This is a genomic window from Enterobacter sp. JBIWA003 (assembly GCF_019968825.1).
GTDB classification, from domain to species: Bacteria; Pseudomonadota; Gammaproteobacteria; order Enterobacterales; family Enterobacteriaceae; genus Enterobacter; species Enterobacter quasiroggenkampii.
The window spans coordinates 3630600-3647947 of sequence record NZ_CP074170.1 but is presented as its reverse complement, the minus strand read 5'-3'; the positions used below and the strand labels follow the sequence as shown (position 1 = coordinate 3647947).

Sequence of the window (17348 nt, the reverse complement as noted above, 5' to 3'; positions counted from 1 at the left end):
ACTTCAGTCATTTCCTCGCCCGAAATCCCTTAATAGCGCACGCGGCGTCAGTGGTGCTGGCTGTTAACATAAAAATCCATCCTTGATCACAATAATCATCATTTATTTTATTTCAACTTAAAATGGAATATTTGTTTCATATATAGTGGTCAGTACACAGTGTTCAGGTCACAGTCACGTATCAACAGCGAGAGGTTAAGGATGGAGACGGTAGCGAATTTTATTCACGGCGAATGTGTCACCGGTTCAGGCCAGCGCGTTCAGGCGATCTTCAACCCGGCCACCGGCGAGCAGATCCGCCAGGTGGTGATGAGTACGGCAGAGGAAACGGAGCAGGCGATTGCCGCCGCGCAGCAGGCGTTTCCGGCGTGGGCGCGTCATGCTCCGCTTAAGCGCGCGCGCGTGATGTTCCGCTTCAAAGCGCTGCTGGAAGAGAACATGGATCGCCTGGCCCGCCTCATCAGCGAAGAGCACGGCAAGGTCTTCTCCGACGCGGTGGGCGAACTGACCCGCGGCCTGGAAGTGGTGGAGTTTGCCTGCGGTATTCCGCATCTGCAAAAGGGCGAACACTCGGCGAACGTCGGGACCGGCGTCGACAGTCACTCGCTGATGCAGCCGCTCGGCGTCTGCGCCGGGATCACGCCGTTTAACTTCCCGGCGATGGTGCCGATGTGGATGTTCCCGATTGCGCTGGCGACCGGGAATACCTTCGTGCTGAAACCGTCGGAAAAAGACCCTTCTCTGGCGCTCGCGCTGGCGCAGCTGCTGAAAGAGGCCGGCCTGCCGGACGGCGTCTTCAACGTGGTGCAGGGCGATAAAGAGTCCGTTGACGTGCTCCTGACCGACCCGCGCGTGCAGGCGGTGAGCTTTGTCGGCTCCACGCCGATTGCGGAATACATTTACCAGACCGCGTCCGCCCACGGTAAGCGCTGCCAGGCGCTGGGCGGTGCGAAAAACCACTGCATTTTAATGCCGGATGCCGACATGGAGATGGCGACCAACGCCATCATGGGCGCGGCCTACGGCGCGGCGGGCGAGCGCTGCATGGCGCTCTCGGTGGTGCTGGCGGTGGGGGATAACACCGCCGATGACCTCTGCGCCCGGCTCGAAAAACAGATTGCCGCGCTGCGCGTCGGACCGGGGCTCGACCAGTCGCCGGAAAACGAAATGGGGCCGCTCATCTCCTCCGCGCACCGTAGCAAGGTGCTGGGCTACATCGACAGCGGGGAAGCACAGGGGGCGACGCTTCGCGCGGACGGCCGCGGCTTTAGCGTGAAGGGCCACGAGCAGGGCTATTTCGTCGGGCCGACGCTGTTCGATAACGTCACCCCGGAGATGACCATCTATAAAGAAGAGATTTTTGGTCCGGTGCTTTCTGTGGTGCGCGTAGCAGATTACGCCAGCGCGGTGGACCTGATTAACCGCCATGAATATGGTAATGGCTCGGCAATCTTCACCCGCGACGGCGGCTGCGCGCGTCGCTTCTGCGAAGAGGTTCAGGCGGGCATGGTGGGGGTCAACGTGCCAATCCCGGTGCCGATGGCATTCCACAGTTTCGGCGGCTGGAAGCGCTCCATCTTCGGGGCGCTCAACGTCCACGGCAACGACGGCGTGCGTTTCTACACCCGAATGAAAACCATCACCGCGCGCTGGCCGGAAATGCAGCAGGAGACAGGCGCTGCGTTCTCCATGCCGACGCTGGGCTGACAGGAGGCGTTATGCAAACCGAACGTATGACCATGGCCCAGGCGCTGGTCCGGTTCCTTAATCAACAGTACGTTAGCGTGGATGGTCACGAAACGCCCTTCGTGGAGGGCGTCGCCACCATCTTTGGGCACGGCAACGTGCTGGGTATCGGCCAGGCGCTGGAGCAGGATCCCGGTCATCTGCAGGTGATGCAGGGCTGCAACGAGCAGGGCATCGCCCATATGGCGACGGGATTTGCCAAACAGCACCGTCGTCAGCGCATCTTTGCCGTCACCTCCTCCGTCGGGCCGGGCGCCGCCAATATGGTCACGGCGGCGGCAACCGCCACGGCGAACCGTATTCCGCTGCTGCTGCTGCCGGGCGATATCTATGCCAGCCGCCAGCCCGACCCGGTGCTGCAGCAGATTGAGCAGTATCACGACCTCAGCATCAGCACCAACGACTGTTTCCGTCCGGTCTCCCGCTACTGGGATCGCATTAACCGCCCCGAGCAGCTGATGAGCGCGATGCTCAGCGCGATGCGAACGCTTACTGACCCGGCAGATACCGGTGCGGTGACGATTTGCCTGCCGCAGGATGTGCAGGGGGAAGCGTGGGATTACCCGCTGAGCTTCTTCGCGCGTCGCGTGCACCACATCGAGCGCCGTCCGCCCGATCCGCAGCGTCTGGCGCAGGCGCGGGCGCTGATCGCCCGCAAGCGTCGTCCGCTGGTGGTGTGCGGCGGCGGGGTGCGTTATTCCGGCGCACATGAGGCGTTTCGCGACTTTGTCGAGACGCTGCAGCTGCCGTTTGCCGAAACCCAGGCCGGAAAGGGGGCGCTGGTAAGTGACCACCCACTTAACCTCGGTGGCGTAGGGGTGACGGGCGGAATGGCGGCCAACCAGCTCGCGCCGCAGGCTGATCTGGTGATTGGCATCGGCACGCGCCTGACCGACTTTACCACCGGCTCCAAGGCGCTCTTTTCCCATCCGGATGTCGAATTCCTGCTGCTGAACGTGGCCGAGTTTGACGCCCTGAAGGTGGACGCCACGGCGCTGATTGCCGACGCTCAAACCGGGCTCGAGGCATTGACCCACGCGCTTGGTGATTACCGCAGCGGCTGGGGAGAGGCAATCGCTGAGGCGAAATCCGCCTGGCGCGACGAGTGCCGTCGCCTGTGGGATCGCCAGTGGCGTCCGGACGACGCGCCAGAAGTGGCGGGGCACCTGGACGCGCAGTTGGCGGAGTACGGCGAGACGCTCAACACCCGCCTGACCCAGACGCGGGTGCTGGGGCTGATCAACCAGCATATTGAAGATAACGCCATCGTGGTGGGCGCGGCCGGTTCGCTGCCGGGCGATTTACAGCGCCTCTGGCAGGTCAAAACGCCGGACAGCTATCACCTGGAGTACGGCTACTCCTGCATGGGCTACGAGATTGCGGCAGCCATCGGCGCGAAGCTTGCCCGACCCGGGCAGCCGGTATACGCCATGGTGGGGGATGGCTCCTACATGATGCTGCACTCCGAGCTGCAAACCGCCGTTCAGGAGGGCATTAAGGTCACCGTTCTGCTGTTTGATAATGCCAGCTTCGGCTGCATTAACAACCTGCAGATGGGGCACGGCATGGGCAGCTTTGGCACGGAAAACCGCCATCGCAATCCGGAAACCGGACGGCTTGACGGTCCGCTGGTGAAGGTCGACTTCGCGCAAAATGCGCAGAGCTACGGCTGTCGCGCGTGGCGGGTGCACGACGAGCAAACCCTGCTGGCGGCGCTGGAGGCGTCCCGCGCGCATCCTGGCCCCACGCTGCTGGACATCAAGGTGCTGCCGAAGACAATGACCCACGACTACGCCTCCTGGTGGCGAACCGGTGATGCGCAGGTGGCGGAATCGTCTGCCGTGCGTAAAGCCGCGGAGCAAACGCAGGCGCAGGTGAAAAAAGCCCGTCAGTATTAAGTTTTTCCGTCGTAACGAAATTTTCATTTCATTTTCCCCTCACCCTAATCCTCTCCCCAAAGGGGAGAGGGGATGGTGTGGTGCACTCTTTTCTCCCTTGCACCTTTGGGGAGAGGGCCGGGGTGAGGGGAGCTGCTGTATGTCCTCCCATGTTGTGAGATTGATAACAAAATTTATCTCATTCATCTCAAAAGTGTTAACCCGCACTCAAAAACATAATTTTCACTATTTATAAAAATGAAATAAATGTTTTATTTATAGGGTCGTTAGTTCACAGCATTCACCAACACCGGGAGCCGTTATGTTTAACATTGCTTTACTGGGCGCTGGCCGAATTGGCCAGGTACATGCAGCTAACATCGCCAGCCACGGCGCGACCACGCTCTGGTCCGTGGTTGACCCGAATCAGGAATTTGCCACCCGCCTCGCCACGCAGTATCAGGCCCGCCAGCAGAGCCTGGATGAAGCGATGACCGACCCTAACGTTCACGCCGTGCTGATCGCCTCCGCCACCGATACCCACGCGGACCTGATTGAAATGGCCGCCCGCCACGGCAAGGCCATCTTCTGTGAAAAGCCGGTCCACCTCGACCTCGCCCGCGTGCGCGACTGCCTGAAGGTGGTCAAAGAGTATGACGTGCCGCTGTTTATCGGCTTTAACCGCCGCTTTGACCCGCAGTTCCGCCGCGTGAAAACCGACGTGCAAGCCGGGCGCATCGGCAAGCCGGAATCGCTGCTGATCATCTCCCGCGACCCGTCTCCACCGCCTGCGGAGTACGTGCGCGTCTCCGGCGGCATGTTCCGCGATATGACCATTCACGATTTTGACATGGCCCGCTTCATCATGGGCGAAGAGCCGGTGTCGGTGTATGCCCAGGGCAGCAACCTGGTGGATCCGGCGATTGGCGAGGCGGGGGATATCGATACCGCGTTTATCGTCCTGAAATACGCTTCCGGCGCGATGGCGACCATCGTCAACAGCCGCCGCTCCTCGTATGGCTACGACCAGCGTCTGGAGCTGCACGGCTCCGAAGGGCTGCTGTGCGCGGGCAACATTCTGGAAAACCAGGTGCAGCACTACGGCAAACAGGGCTGCACCAGCGCGCTGCCGGAACACTTCTTCCTGCAGCGCTACAAATCCGCTTACGCCGCGGAATGGGAACACTTTGTCGCGGTCCTGCGCGGCGAAGCGGTGCCTGACTGCAGCGGCGATGATGGTGAACGTGCGCTGTACCTTGCGGATAAAGCGCTGGAGTCACTGCGCAGCCAGCGCGAGATCGTCCTCTAAACACCACAACCCTACACAGAGAGACATAATAATGAAAAAACTGATCGTAGCCGTCCTCATCGCCATGACGTCCGGGGCCGCCCTCGCCGAAAACGAGCAAATTGTTTTCAGTACGCCAAACCTGGCCATGCCGTTTGAAGTTCACATGCAGCGCACGGCGGTAAAAGCCGCAAAAGAGATGGGCGTGAAGCTTCAGGTACTGGACGGGCAGGGCAGTTCACCGAAGCAGGTGGCTGACCTGGAAAACGCCATCACCCGCGGGGCGCAGGGCTTTATCGTCTCCCCGAACGACGTGAACGCGGTCTCCAGCGCGGTGGATGAAATTCAGGATGCGAAGCTGCCGGTGGTCACCCTTGACCGTTCCGTCGACAGCAAGAAGAAGGTGCCGCACTTTGGCGCCAACAACTACAAAGGCGGCCAGGCGATTGGCGACTTCGTCAAAACCAAATTCCCCGACGGGGCGGAGATCATTCTGCTGACCGGCCAGCCGGGCTCCTCCTCCAACATCGAACGCACCAAAGGGATCCGCGACAGCCTGAAGGCGGGCGGGGATAAGTACAAGATCGTCGCCGATCAGACCGGCAACTGGATGCGTTCTGAAGGGATGCGCATCGTGGAAAGCGTGCTGCCTTCGCTGCCGAAGCGTCCTCAGGTGATCCTCTCCGCCAACGACGACATGGCGCTGGGGGCGATTGAAGCCCTGCAGAGCCAGGGCGTGAAGCCGGGCGAAATTCTGGTCACCGGTTTTGATGCGGTACCGGAAGCGCTGGCCCGCGTGCGCGACGGCTGGCTGGCGGTGACGGCGGATCAGCGTCCGGGCTTTGCGGTGCAGACGGCGATGAGCCAGCTGGTGGCCAACGTGCGCGAGAAAAAAGCCATTACCGGTGCCGACTACCCGCCGACGCTGATCACCAAAGAAAACCTGCAGCAGGCTGAGCGTATCGGTGAGGCCGGTAACTGATTTATCCGCAGCCGCCGCTGGCGCGGCGGCTCACTCTAAAGGAGGAGCAGACCGATGTCGCAACCCTTACTGAAAGTGACCGACCTGGCAAAAAGCTTTTCCGGCGTCTGGGCGTTAAGCAGCGCCCAGCTGACCGTCGGCGCGGGCGAGATCCACGCCCTGCTGGGGGAAAACGGGGCGGGTAAATCCACGCTGCTGAGGGCGCTCGCGGGGGCGCAGCCGCAAACCCGCGGGGAGATCTGGTTCAACGGCGAAACGCTGCCGGTGGACGACTCCCCGGTGGAACGGCAGAACAAGGGCATTATCACCATCTATCAGGAATTCAACCTGCTGCCCAACATGACCGTCGCGGAAAACATGTTTCTCGGGCGCGAGCCGCGTAAACGTAACCTGATCGTCGACGAAAAGGCGGTCAATCAGGAGGCGCAGGTCATTCTCGACTATCTGCAGCTGAACGTTGCGCCGACCACCCCGGTCGCCCGCCTGAGCGTGGCCCAGCAGCAGATGGTGGAGATCGCCCGGGCGCTGACCCTCAACGCCAGGCTCATCATTATGGACGAACCCTCCGCCGCGCTGAGCGACAGCGAGGTGGAAAGCCTGCACCGCGTGGTGCGCGAGCTTAAAAACCGTGGCGTGAGCATTATCTATGTCACCCACCGCCTGCACGAAGTTTTCCAGCTCTGCGACCGCTTCACCGTTTTCCAGGACGGCCGTTTTACCGGCACCGGTGCGGTGGCGGAGACCAACGTCGAACAGCTGATCCGCCTGATGGTCGGGCGCGACGTGGCCTTTAACCGTCGTCCCGCCAGCGAAACCCATCATGAGGACAAACCCGTCCGCCTGGCGGTGAAGGGGCTGAGCCGCGAAAAGCCGCCGCTGGATCCGCACGGCATCGCCCTGCACGACATCAGCTTCCACGTTCACGCCGGGGAGGTCTTAGGCATTGCCGGACTGGTGGGCGCTGGGCGCACCGAAGTGGCCCGCTGCCTGTTTGGCGCAGATGCCTTTACCTCGGGCAGCTTTGAACTGGATGGCGTACCGTACCAGCCGCGCGACCCGCTCTATGCCCTTGACCAGGGCGTGGCGCTGGTGCCGGAAGACCGCAAAAAAGAGGGGGCGGTGCTGGGGCTGTCGATTCGCGACAACCTGTCGCTCTCCTGCCTCTCCTCGCTGCTGCAGTGGCGCTGGTTCGTGAACACCCGCAAAGAGGACGATCTGATCGAGTCCTACCGCAAGGCGCTGCAGATCAAAATGGTCAACAGCGCGCAGGAGGTGCGCAAGCTCTCCGGCGGTAACCAGCAAAAAGTGATCCTCGCGCGCTGCATGGCGCTCAACCCGCGGGTGCTGATCGTTGATGAGCCGACGCGCGGCATCGACGTGGGGACCAAATCGGAAGTGCACCAGGTGCTGTTTGACATGGCGAAAAAGGGCGTGGCGGTGATCGTGATCTCCTCCGATCTGCCTGAAGTGATGGCGGTGTCAGACCGGATCATCACCCTCAGCGAAGGCCGGGTGACCGGCGAGATCCACGGTGACGACGCTAACGAAGAACGGCTGATGACGATGATGGCCATCAACCACAACGCCCTGAACGCGGCATAACGGAGTTTCTCATGACGCAGATGATTTCTAAAACGCAGGCCCCGGTCAAACGCGCCGGACGCATCGATCCCATCGCCTTCTTCGAGCGCTTCGGGGTCCTGATTTTCATGATCCTGCTGCTGATCTTCTTCCAGTCGCAGAACAGTAATTTTTTCTCTGAACGCAATATTTTCAACATCCTGACCGAAGTCTCCATCTACGGGATCATGGCCGTGGGGATGACCTTTGTCATCCTGACCGCCGGGATTGACCTCTCCGTGGGTTCTATTCTGGCGGTCTGCGCCATGACCGCGGCGTACGTGATCAAGGGCGACAACTTCACCACCGTCGACCCGAACGCCTGGGGCGGCATGAGCTGGCTGATTGGGCTGGGGATTTGCCTGGCGATGGGCACGGCGATTGGCTTCCTGCACGGTCTGGGCGTGACCCGCCTGCGCCTGCCGCCGTTCATCGTGACCCTCGGCGGGATGACCATCTGGCGCGGCCTGACGCTGGTTATCAACGACGGCGCGCCGATTGCCGGTTTCGATCAGGGCTACCGCTGGTGGGGGCGCGGGGAGCTACTCGGCATCTCCATTCCGATCTGGATCTTCGCCATTGTCGCCCTCGGCGGCTATCTGGCGCTGCATAAAACCCGCTGGGGCCGCTTCGTCTACGCCATCGGCGGTAACCCGGAGGCGGCGCGCCTGGCGGGAGTGAACGTCAAGCGCGTGCTGGTCAGCGTCTACGTGCTGATCGGCTGCCTGGCGGGGCTGGCGGGCTTCATTCTGAGCGCGCGTCTGGGGAGCGCTGAGGCGGTGGCCGGGATCTCCTTTGAGCTGCGCGTCATCGCCTCGGTGGTGATTGGCGGCACCTCGCTGATGGGCGGCTACGGGCGCATCGGCGGCACCATTATCGGCTCCATCATCATGGGGATTCTGATTAACGGCCTGGTGCTGATGAACGTCTCGGCCTACTACCAGCAGATTATCACCGGATTAATTATCGTTCTGGCGGTGGCGTTTGATACCTACGCCAAGAGCCGTCGCGGCGCACTGTGAGGATCACGATGAAAGAGGTTCGTATTGGATTGATTGGCACCGGGTATATCGGCAAGGCGCACGCTATCGCCTATGCCCAGGCCCCGACGGTGTTCAACCTGCGCGGCAGGCTGGTGCGCGAGATGGTGGCGGAAGTCACGCCGGAGCTGGCGGCAGCGCGCGCGCAGGCGTTTGGCTTCAACCGCTCCACCGGCGACTGGCGGGCGCTGGTGGCCGACCCGGCGATCGACGTGGTGGATATTTGCTCACCCAACCATCTGCATAAAGAGATGGCGCTGGAGGCGATCCGCCACGGCAAGCACGTCTACTCGGAGAAGCCGCTGGCGCTGAACGCCCACGACGCGCGCGAGATGGTCGACGCCGCGAAGCGGGCCGGGGTGAAAACGCTGGTGGGGTTCAACTACATGAAAAACCCGACGGCGCAGCTGGCGAAGGAGATTATTGCCCGCGGCGAGATTGGCGAGGTGATCCACTTCTACGGCACCCACAACGAAGACTATATGGCCGACCCGCGCTCGCCCATTCACTGGCACTGCTTTAAAGAGACCGCCGGGCTGGGGGCGCTGGGCGACCTGGCGGCGCATATCGTCAACATGGCCCAGTACCTGGTCGGGGAGATTGAGCAGGTTTGCGGCGACCTGAAGATCGTGGTCCCGGAACGCCCGGCGAAGGCCGGCTCGTCGGACATGGTTGCCGTCGAAAACGAGGATCAGGCCCACGCGATGGTGCGCTTCGCGGGCGGGGCGCAGGGCGTGATTGAAACCTCCCGCGTCGCCTGCGGCCGCAAGATGGGGCTGTCGTACGTCATTACCGGGACGAAAGGCGCCATCAGCTTCACCCAGGAGCGCATGGCGGAGCTGAAGCTCTATCTGCATGACGATCCGGTGAACCGTCAGGGATTCCGTACCTTACTCGTCGGCCCTGCACACCCGGACTACGCCGCGTTCTGCATGGGCGCAGGCCACGGGATAGGCTTTAACGATCAAAAAACGGTGGAGGTGCGCGACCTGGTGGACGGGATTGCCGCCGACGCGCCGATGTGGCCGGACTTCGAAGAGGGCTGGAAGGTGTCGCGCGTGCTGGACGCGATCGCGCTCTCGCACCGGGAAGGCCGCTGGCTGAACGTGAACGACATTGTCTGATGAGGTATCAACGTGGAAAAGCAGTTTGATGTGATATGCATGGGCCGCGTGGCGGTAGACCTCTACAGTCAGCAGATTGGTGCCCGTCTGGAGGATGTGTCGAGCTTTGCCAAATACCTCGGCGGCTCGTCCGGCAACGTGGCGTACGGCACCGCGCGCCAGGGCCTGCGCTCGTCGATGCTGGCGCGCGTCGGCGATGAACATATGGGCCGCTTCCTGCGGGAAGAGCTTAACCAGGTGGGCTGCGATACCAGCCATCTGATTACTGATAAAGACCGCCTCACGGCGCTGGTGCTACTCGGCATTAAAGACCGGGACACCTTTCCTCTGATTTTTTATCGCGATAACTGCGCGGATATGGCCATTACGGCCAGCGATGTGGACGAAAGCTACATTGCCTCCGCACGTTGTCTTGCCATCACCGGGACTCACCTTTCTCATCCTCAGACCCGCGAGGCGGTGCTGACGGCGCTGGGCTATGCCCGCCGTCACGGCGTGCGCACGGTGCTGGACATCGACTACCGTCCGGTGCTGTGGGGGCTGACCTCCTTAGGCGACGGTGAAACGCGCTTTATCGCCGCCGATAAGGTCACCCGCGAGCTGCAGGAGGTGCTGCACCTCTTCGACGTCATTGTCGGCACCGAGGAGGAGTTTCACATTGCGGGCGGCAGCACGGAGACCCTGCAGGCGCTGGGGCAGGTGCGTGCCGTGAGTGAAGCAACGCTGGTCTGCAAGCGCGGCGCCCTCGGCTGCTCGGTCTATACCGACGCCATTCCACCCCGGCTGGACGACGGCCTGACGGTGACTGGCGTGCGCGTGGAGGTACTGAACGTCCTCGGCGCGGGGGACGCGTTTATGTCCGGCCTGCTGCGCGGCTACCTGAACGACGAGGGCTGGGAGCAGGCGTGTCGCTATGCCAACGCCTGCGGCGCGCTGGTGGTCTCGCGCCACGGCTGCGCCCCGGCGATGCCGAGCAAAATCGAGCTGGATGACTATCTCTCCCGCGCTGCGGATGTGCCGCGCCCGGACCTCGACCCGCGTCTGAACCACCTCCACCGGGTGACCACCCGCCGCCGCGAGTGGCCGGAGCTGTGCGTAATGGCCTTCGATCACCGCAGCCAGCTTGAGGAGATGGCGCTGCAGTGCGGCGCGTCGATCGGGCGCATTCCGGCGCTGAAGCAGCTGATCCTGCAGGCCAGCCGCGAGGCGGCGAGCCGGGCCGGGCTGGAGGGCAAAGCCGGCCTGCTGTGCGACGGCACCTTTGGTCAGGACGCGCTGAACGCCATCACCGGCGAGGGGTGGTGGATTGGTCGCCCCATTGAGCTGCCGGGCTCGCGTCCGCTGGAGATGGAGCATGGCAACATCGGCACCCAGCTCATCAGCTGGCCACAGGAGCACGTGGTGAAGTGCCTGGTCTTTTTCCATCCGGAAGACGCTCACGGCCTGCGCCTGGAGCAGGAGCAGAAAATTGCCGAGGTGTATCACGCCTGCTGCCGGTCCGGGCACGAGCTGCTGCTGGAGGTGATCCTGCCTGCGACCATGCCGCGCAGCGACGAGCTCTACCTGCGCGCCATTTCCCGCTTCTACAACCTCGGCATTTATCCCGACTGGTGGAAGCTGCCGCCGCTCTCAGCGGAGGGCTGGACGGCGCTGAGCGAGATTATCGAACGCCGGGACCCGCACTGCCGCGGGGTGGTGATCCTCGGCCTGGACGCTCCGGCGGAACAGCTGCGCGCCGACTTCAGGGCCGCAGCGGGGCAGACGGTAGTAAAAGGCTTCGCCGTAGGGCGCACGCTGTTCGGCGATGCCTCCCGCGCGTGGCTGAAGCACGATATTGACGATGCGCACCTGGTGGCGCGCATCCGGGACAACTACCTGCAGCTTATCGCCTGGTGGCGCGAGCGCGGACACGCATAATGGAGACGACAATGAGTGTACAACTGGGCATTAACCCGCTGACGTGGACAAACGACGATCTGCCTTCACTCGGCGCGGAGACGTCGCTGGAGACCTGCCTGAGCGAAGGTAAAGAGGCCGGTTTTGCCGGTTTCGAGCTGGGCAATAAATTCCCGCGCGAAGCGCGCCTGCTCGGCCCCATCCTGCAGCGCCACGACCTGCAGCTGGTCTCCGGCTGGTATTCCGGCCGCCTGCTGGAGCGCAGCGTGGAGGAGGAGATCGCCGCCGTGCAGCCCCACCTGACGCTCCTGCGCGAGCTGGGGGCGAAGGTGCTGGTCTTTGCGGAAGTGAGCGGCTGCATTCACGGCGAGCAGCAGACCCCGGTGCACCTGCGCCCGCGCTTCCCGCAGTCGCGCTGGAAGGAGTACGGCGAGAAGCTTACCGAATTTGCCCGCTACACCCAGCAGCAGGGCGTGCAGATTGCCTACCATCACCATATGGGCACGGTGATTGAGTCCGCCGACGACGTGGACAACCTGATGACCCACACCGGCGACGCGGTGGGGCTACTGCTTGATACCGGTCATCTGACCTTTGCCGGGGCCGATCCGCTGGCGGTGGCGCAGCGCTGGGCGTCGCGTATCAACCACGTTCACTGCAAAGACGTGCGCGCCGACGTGCTGGCGGACGTGAAAAACCGCAAAACCAGCTTCCTTGATGCGGTACTGAGCGGCGTGTTTACGGTGCCGGGCGACGGCTGCGTGGATTATCCGCCGATTATGCAGCTGCTGAAGGCGCAGGACTATCACGGCTGGCTGGTGGTCGAGGCGGAGCAGGATCCGGCCATTGCCCATCCGCTGACCTACGCCCGTCTGGGGTATAACAATCTGAGCCGTCTGGCGCGCGACGCCGGACTGATTTGAGGAGGTGACATGTCACGTCTGTTATCACGCTGGCAACAGCCGAACGCGGAGGGACGCACCCAGTCCGTCACGCCGGAAAGCGCAGGGTGGGGGTACGTCGGCTTTGAGGTGTATGAGCTGCAGGAGGGGCAGACGCTGACGCTGCCCGCCGTCCGCGAAGAGCGCTGTCTGGTGCTGGTCGCCGGGCGCGCCTCCATCAGCACGCCTTCCGCGCAGTTTAACGACATCGGCGAGCGGATGAGCCCGTTCGAGCGCATCAAGCCTTGGGCGGTGTACATCACTCCGCAGGAGACGGTGCAGGTGAAGGCGCTGACGACGCTGGAGCTGGCGGTCTGCGCTGCGCCGGGCAAGGGCACCTGTCCGACGCGGCTGATTGCGCCGCAGGATATCGACGCTGAGGCGCGCGGCAAGGGCCATAACCAGCGCTACGTGCACAACATTCTGCCGGAAGACAAGCCCGCCGACAGCCTGCTGGTGGTGGAGGTCTGGACCAACGAGGGCTGCACCAGCTCGTACCCGAGCCACAAGCACGACACGGATAACCCGCCCCAGGAGACTTACCTGGAGGAGACCTACTACCATCGCCTCAATCCGGAGCAGGGGTTCTGCATGCAGCGGGTTTACACCGACGACAGAGCGCTGGATGAGTGTATGGCGGTCTACAACCGTGACGTGGTCATGGTGCCGAAGGGCTACCACCCGGTGGCGACGATGGCCGGGTATGACAGCTATTATCTCAACGTGATGGCTGGGCCGGTGCGCAAATGGATGTTCACCTGGGAAGAGGACCACGCTTGGATTAATCGGGATTATCCCGCGGATGGCGGGCGCTGAGGCTGTTTTTGCCGGGTGGCGCTGCGCTTACCCGGCCTACAATTCGCAAAAAATTACTTTGCTTCAATCGCCTGCTCAATCGTCCGGGCAACGATCTGCGGCTGGCTCACCATCGACACGTGGCTCGCCGCCACCTCGGTGGTTTTAGCGTGGATCGTCTTCGCCATCGCGCGTTCAAGCGCCGGGTTAATCATCCGGTCATTCTGACTCACCACATACCAGCTCGGTTTGTTGTGCCACGCGGCGTGAGTCACTTTTTCTGCGAAAGCTTCGCCCTTTATTGGCCCCTGCGTGGCCGCAATGGTCTGTTGTTCACCCGGTTTCACGTCCGGCGCGAAATCCTTCCTGACGGCTTCCGTCGGCAGGTATAAATAGCCGTCCGCTGTTTTGGCAATGCCCGCGCTGCCCGGCGGTGCAGGGTAGCTTCCTGCCAGGTCCGCCGTCGACTGGCCGGAGTCCGGCGCGAAAGCCGCCACATACATCAGCGATTTTACCCGCGCATCGTTGCCCGCTTCGCTAATGACGGTGCCGCCCCAGGAGTGACCCACCAGCACTACGTCACCCCGCGCGCGGGCGATGGCCCGCTTTGTGGCGGCAACGTCATCTTTTAGCGACGTGAGCGGCAGCTGGACGGCAATGACCTCTGCGTGCTGTTTCTGCAACAGGGTAATGACCTTATTCCAGCTGCTGCCGTCGGCAAACGCGCCGTGGACCAGCACGACGCTGGTTTTACTCTGTGCAAAGGCGCTGGCGGAAAGCGCCAGCAGGCCTGCCGTGACTACAGACAGTGCTTTCATCTTCAGACTCCTTAAAAATGGTGGACCGCCGCGTGGGGCGGGACGGTGAATTCAACGGTTTTGTGGTCGAGCGGCTTGTGCGTCGGGTCGGCCAGAATTATTGTCACCTTGTGTTTACCGGCGGGCAGCCCCACCAGGATCACCGGCTCTCCGCTGGTGTCAGCCCAGTGCCACGGCGCGTCATCCACCACCACGTGAATGTGCCCGATGCGCGGGGTGACCTTGAGCGCGTCGGGCCCGAATACCGGCTCGATGCGAAGGTTTTCGGCGCGGTACTGGATAAACACCGCGCCTTTGCTCAGCGGCCCGGCAAGCGGCGGATCGACGATCAGTTTTGCAGGCGGCTGCGGCTGCGCCAGCGGGGCAACGGCGGCGGGGCCGTTAACGTCCGCGGCGCTCAGATTGTCCAGGGGAGTGGCCTGGGCACCTGCGACGGATGTCAGGACAAGCAGGGGGAAAAGTACGTAGCGACGAATCATTGCTCTCTCTCCTCATCAGTTCTCAATGGCGACAGGGAAAGAAAACCATTTTTATGTATCGGAGATATTTGCCGGAGGGGGCGTTTTGTACCCGTTTGTCATCGTGGCCCGCGGGATACAGTGCGATACAGTTTGCCTCCCGGGACGGCGCACAATGGCTATCGCCAGCCCGGCAATCAGCAGCGTCAGGCCCGTCGATACCCCCATTGCACCCGCGATCCCCAGCGTTTTATTTAGCCACGCATAGGCATACGGTGAGGCTGCGGCCATCAGCTGGCCGGGGATAAGCAGCATGTCCGTGCGGCGGGCATAGCTTTCCGCGCTAAACAGCTCCAGCGGCAGGGTGGCTTTGACAAGGGTAACCAGCCCGTTGATGGCCCCATAGACCAGCACAAAGCCGGCCGCACACCAGACAAACAGGGCGCTGCTCAACCCAACAAGAAAACAGAGCGGCATGGCGAGAGCGGTAAAAAGCGTTAACGTGAAGGGCGTTAAGCGAGCCCCCGCCAGCACTTCCAGCGAGCGCGCGCCCGTCTGGCCGATTCCCCACAGCATGCCGATAGCGACCGGCAGGCCGTAGTGGGCAATAAACTCCGGCAGATGGGTGGAGGTGCCGTTAGAGACAAAGGTGATGAGGGCAATGAAGGCGGCATAAAGCCAGCCGTTTCGGCGCTCGTTGTTCAGCGGCGGTGCGGCGATTTTCGTCGTCACCGTCAGCCGCTGCCGGGGAAGCGTGCGAATCAGCAACGCGCTCAGCAGGCCAAGCAGGGCATAAATGCGTAATGCGTCCTGCCAGCGCATCACGTGAAGCAGCGCATCGCCCAGCGGCCAGAAGACGACGGAGGCCAGCCCGCCCGCCAGCGTGACGCGCGAGATTGTTCTTCGCGCCTGTTGTCCGTAGAGGTTGACCAGTGCGGCGAACAGCGCATCGTACAGCGACAGGCGCATTCCCACGCCCGTGATCAGCCAGGCGCCGTACCAGCCATAAAGCGTCCGGGTATACGCCATACAGGCGCAGCTTGCGGCGATCAGCAGCGTTCCGCCCATCACCACCTTTTGACCGCCTAAGCGTGCCAGCAGGCGGGCGACAAAAGGGGAAACCGCCGCCATCACCAGCATCGCCAGCGTCAGGCCGAGGTAAATCTGCGGTGATGACCATCCCCGGTCGGCTGAAATGGCCAGCGCAAAGGTGCCGGGCATATAAAACGAGATCCCCCAGTTGATGAGCTGATTGCACCCGGCCGTGAGGGCGAGGCGGTGTGGCAGGGCAGGTGTTTCCATGAGTGTTCATTCCGCTATGCAGTTGTCCTGAGCATAACGGGCGCGGTATTGTGCTGGCAGGGCCGCAACCTTATGCGCGGTATAAGAGAAACTTTGAATGACGACGCTTAATCTGGGCTATCTCGCCACCTTCCGTCTGGTGATCCAGCGCGGCAGTTTTTCAGCGGCAGCGGACGTGCTGGGTCTCTCCCAGCCCGCCGTCAGCCTGCAAATACGCCAGCTGGAGCAGTTTCTGCAAACGCGGCTGGTGGAGCGTACCGGACGAGGGATTAAGGCGACGGCTGCCGGAGAAACCTTGCTGGCGCACGGGGAGCGTATTCAGCAGGTGGTGGATGACGCCATCCGGGCCGTGAATGCGTTTAGCCACGACGTAAGCGGCACCATTACGCTTGGCACGGGGGCAACGGCCTGCATCCATCTTCTGCCGCCGCTGCTGGAGGAGCTACGCCGCGACTATCCGCTCCTGAGCGTGGGGGTGACGACGGGCAACACCCTCGACATCGTCAGAGCTATCGAAGAGAACCGTCTCGATATGGGGCTGGTCACGCTGCCGGTGAGTGGCAGAGCGTTGGACGTGATGCCGGTGATGGACGAAGAGTTTGTCTTTATCGCTTCAAGGGAACAGCAGGCTGCATTCAGGGACTTCACCCCAGCCGCGCTGCACGTTCATCCGCTGATAGCCTTTGAATCAGGCAGTGGGACCCGGGCGCTGATCGACGGCTGGTTTGCCGCCCAGGGTTTAGCGATCGCGCCGGTGATGCAGCTTGGCAGCATCGAGGCGATCAAACGGATGGTTCGCGCAGGGCTGGGCTACAGCATCGTGCCGCGCATGGCGGTGGAACAGGAGGTCGATCGCGAAGGGCTATGCGTGATGTCGCTGATGCCCATGCTGCAGCGGCAGCTGGCGGTAGTCATGCGGCAGGATAAAATCCTCAGCAAAGGGATCGCGGCCCTTATTCGGCTCGTGCAACAGCCTTCGGCGGTTTAGCGGTCAGCGGTGTCGACGGTCAGGCTGGATTGCTGCGACTGGGTTTTATCCTGATGGTGGTACCAGGCGCCAATCGAAGAGTAAACGAAGCGGCCAAAGAAAAACAGGAAGCTGATGAGCAGTATGATGCGGGTCATTCGGGTGTTAAATCGATGTCGTTTGCGCATACGCGTGACCTGACTCACTCTGTTTTTCCTGGATAAGCCCTTCCGGGCGATAAGGATATTAAGGCACAGCGGGAAGGTGGGGTCAATTCTGTGATGTGTAAATAACCGTCAATGTTTACATTAATTAATGTTATTGAAATTAATCAACGCATTTACCATATTGATAATATGAAGAAAAAGATGGCGAAAAAACGCCACAAAATGTTATTTGCGTAAAGTAGTTTGATTTATGTCAACGGATTCCCGGCCCTGATATTTAAAATCCTTCCTCCACACTGTTCGCCCGACATGCTGCCGGGTGGCGCG

The 17348-nt window shown here is 61.9% G+C and carries 15 protein-coding genes; 11 read left to right on the top strand and 4 right to left on the bottom strand.

Going from position 1 to position 17348, the window contains the following annotated elements; translation table 11 throughout:
- Window positions 1-201 precede the first annotated feature (201 nt).
- From KGP25_RS17410 to iolB, 10 genes are all read left to right on the top strand, one after another.
- Window positions 202-1707: a CoA-acylating methylmalonate-semialdehyde dehydrogenase gene (locus tag KGP25_RS17410; RefSeq protein WP_223539359.1), complete on the top strand. Its 1506-nt coding sequence runs from the start codon at window positions 202-204 to the stop codon at window positions 1705-1707.
- Window positions 1708-1718: 11 nt separating this feature from the next.
- Window positions 1719-3644, top strand: coding sequence for a 3D-(3,5/4)-trihydroxycyclohexane-1,2-dione acylhydrolase (decyclizing) (gene iolD, locus KGP25_RS17405; protein ID WP_223539358.1), 1926 nt, complete (start codon window positions 1719-1721; stop codon window positions 3642-3644).
- Window positions 3645-3945: 301 nt separating this feature from the next.
- Complete coding sequence (gene iolG / locus KGP25_RS17400; protein WP_047745161.1) at window positions 3946-4932, top strand: inositol 2-dehydrogenase; 987 nt, start codon at window positions 3946-3948, stop codon at window positions 4930-4932.
- 31 nt (window positions 4933-4963) lie between these two features.
- Window positions 4964-5893, top strand: a complete 930-nt coding sequence (locus KGP25_RS17395) for a sugar ABC transporter substrate-binding protein (RefSeq protein WP_223539357.1) — start codon at window positions 4964-4966, stop codon at window positions 5891-5893.
- A gap of 54 nt (window positions 5894-5947) precedes the next feature.
- Window positions 5948-7495: a sugar ABC transporter ATP-binding protein gene (locus KGP25_RS17390; RefSeq protein WP_223539356.1), complete on the top strand. Its 1548-nt coding sequence runs from the start codon at window positions 5948-5950 to the stop codon at window positions 7493-7495.
- An 11-nt stretch (window positions 7496-7506) separates the two neighbouring features.
- Window positions 7507-8535 (top strand): ABC transporter permease, encoded by a 1029-nt coding sequence (locus KGP25_RS17385; protein WP_008502116.1) that lies wholly within the window; start codon window positions 7507-7509, stop codon window positions 8533-8535.
- A gap of 8 nt (window positions 8536-8543) precedes the next feature.
- Window positions 8544-9677: a Gfo/Idh/MocA family oxidoreductase gene (locus tag KGP25_RS17380; RefSeq protein ID WP_032646810.1), complete on the top strand. Its 1134-nt coding sequence runs from the start codon at window positions 8544-8546 to the stop codon at window positions 9675-9677.
- Between the two features lie 12 nt (window positions 9678-9689).
- Window positions 9690-11594: a 5-dehydro-2-deoxygluconokinase gene (iolC, locus tag KGP25_RS17375; RefSeq protein ID WP_223539355.1), complete on the top strand. Its 1905-nt coding sequence runs from the start codon at window positions 9690-9692 to the stop codon at window positions 11592-11594.
- An 11-nt stretch (window positions 11595-11605) separates the two neighbouring features.
- Window positions 11606-12496: a myo-inosose-2 dehydratase gene (gene iolE, locus KGP25_RS17370; RefSeq protein WP_115875984.1), complete on the top strand. Its 891-nt coding sequence runs from the start codon at window positions 11606-11608 to the stop codon at window positions 12494-12496.
- Window positions 12497-12505: 9 nt separating this feature from the next.
- Complete coding sequence (gene iolB, locus KGP25_RS17365) at window positions 12506-13330, top strand: 5-deoxy-glucuronate isomerase (protein ID WP_223539354.1); 825 nt, start codon at window positions 12506-12508, stop codon at window positions 13328-13330.
- Window positions 13331-13383: 53 nt separating this feature from the next.
- Here iolB and KGP25_RS17360 read toward each other — a convergent pair whose 3' ends face one another.
- From KGP25_RS17360 to KGP25_RS17350, 3 genes are read right to left on the bottom strand one after another with little or no spacing between them, the layout of a single operon-like run.
- Window positions 13384-14127, bottom strand: coding sequence for an alpha/beta hydrolase (locus KGP25_RS17360; RefSeq protein WP_223539353.1), 744 nt, complete (start codon window positions 14125-14127; stop codon window positions 13384-13386).
- An 11-nt stretch (window positions 14128-14138) separates the two neighbouring features.
- Window positions 14139-14606, bottom strand: a complete 468-nt coding sequence (locus tag KGP25_RS17355; protein WP_063622244.1) for a DUF6130 family protein — start codon at window positions 14604-14606, stop codon at window positions 14139-14141.
- A gap of 51 nt (window positions 14607-14657) precedes the next feature.
- The gene (locus tag KGP25_RS17350; RefSeq protein WP_223539352.1) at window positions 14658-15887 is read right to left on the bottom strand and encodes an MFS transporter; all 1230 of its coding nucleotides are present in this window, start codon (window positions 15885-15887) and stop codon (window positions 14658-14660) included.
- Window positions 15888-15984: 97 nt separating this feature from the next.
- Here KGP25_RS17350 and KGP25_RS17345 point away from each other — a divergent pair, with 97 nt between their 5' ends.
- Window positions 15985-16875 carry a LysR family transcriptional regulator gene (locus tag KGP25_RS17345; RefSeq protein WP_223539351.1) on the top strand — a complete coding sequence of 297 codons (891 nt, stop codon included), beginning with the start codon at window positions 15985-15987 and terminating at the stop codon, window positions 16873-16875.
- Here KGP25_RS17345 and KGP25_RS17340 read toward each other — a convergent pair.
- A complete protein-coding gene (locus KGP25_RS17340) occupies window positions 16872-17060 on the bottom strand; it encodes a YfgG family protein (RefSeq protein ID WP_021241815.1) in 189 nt (62 codons plus the stop codon). The two genes, KGP25_RS17345 and KGP25_RS17340, sit on opposite strands and share 4 nt — an antisense overlap.
- Window positions 17061-17348 lie beyond the last annotated feature (288 nt).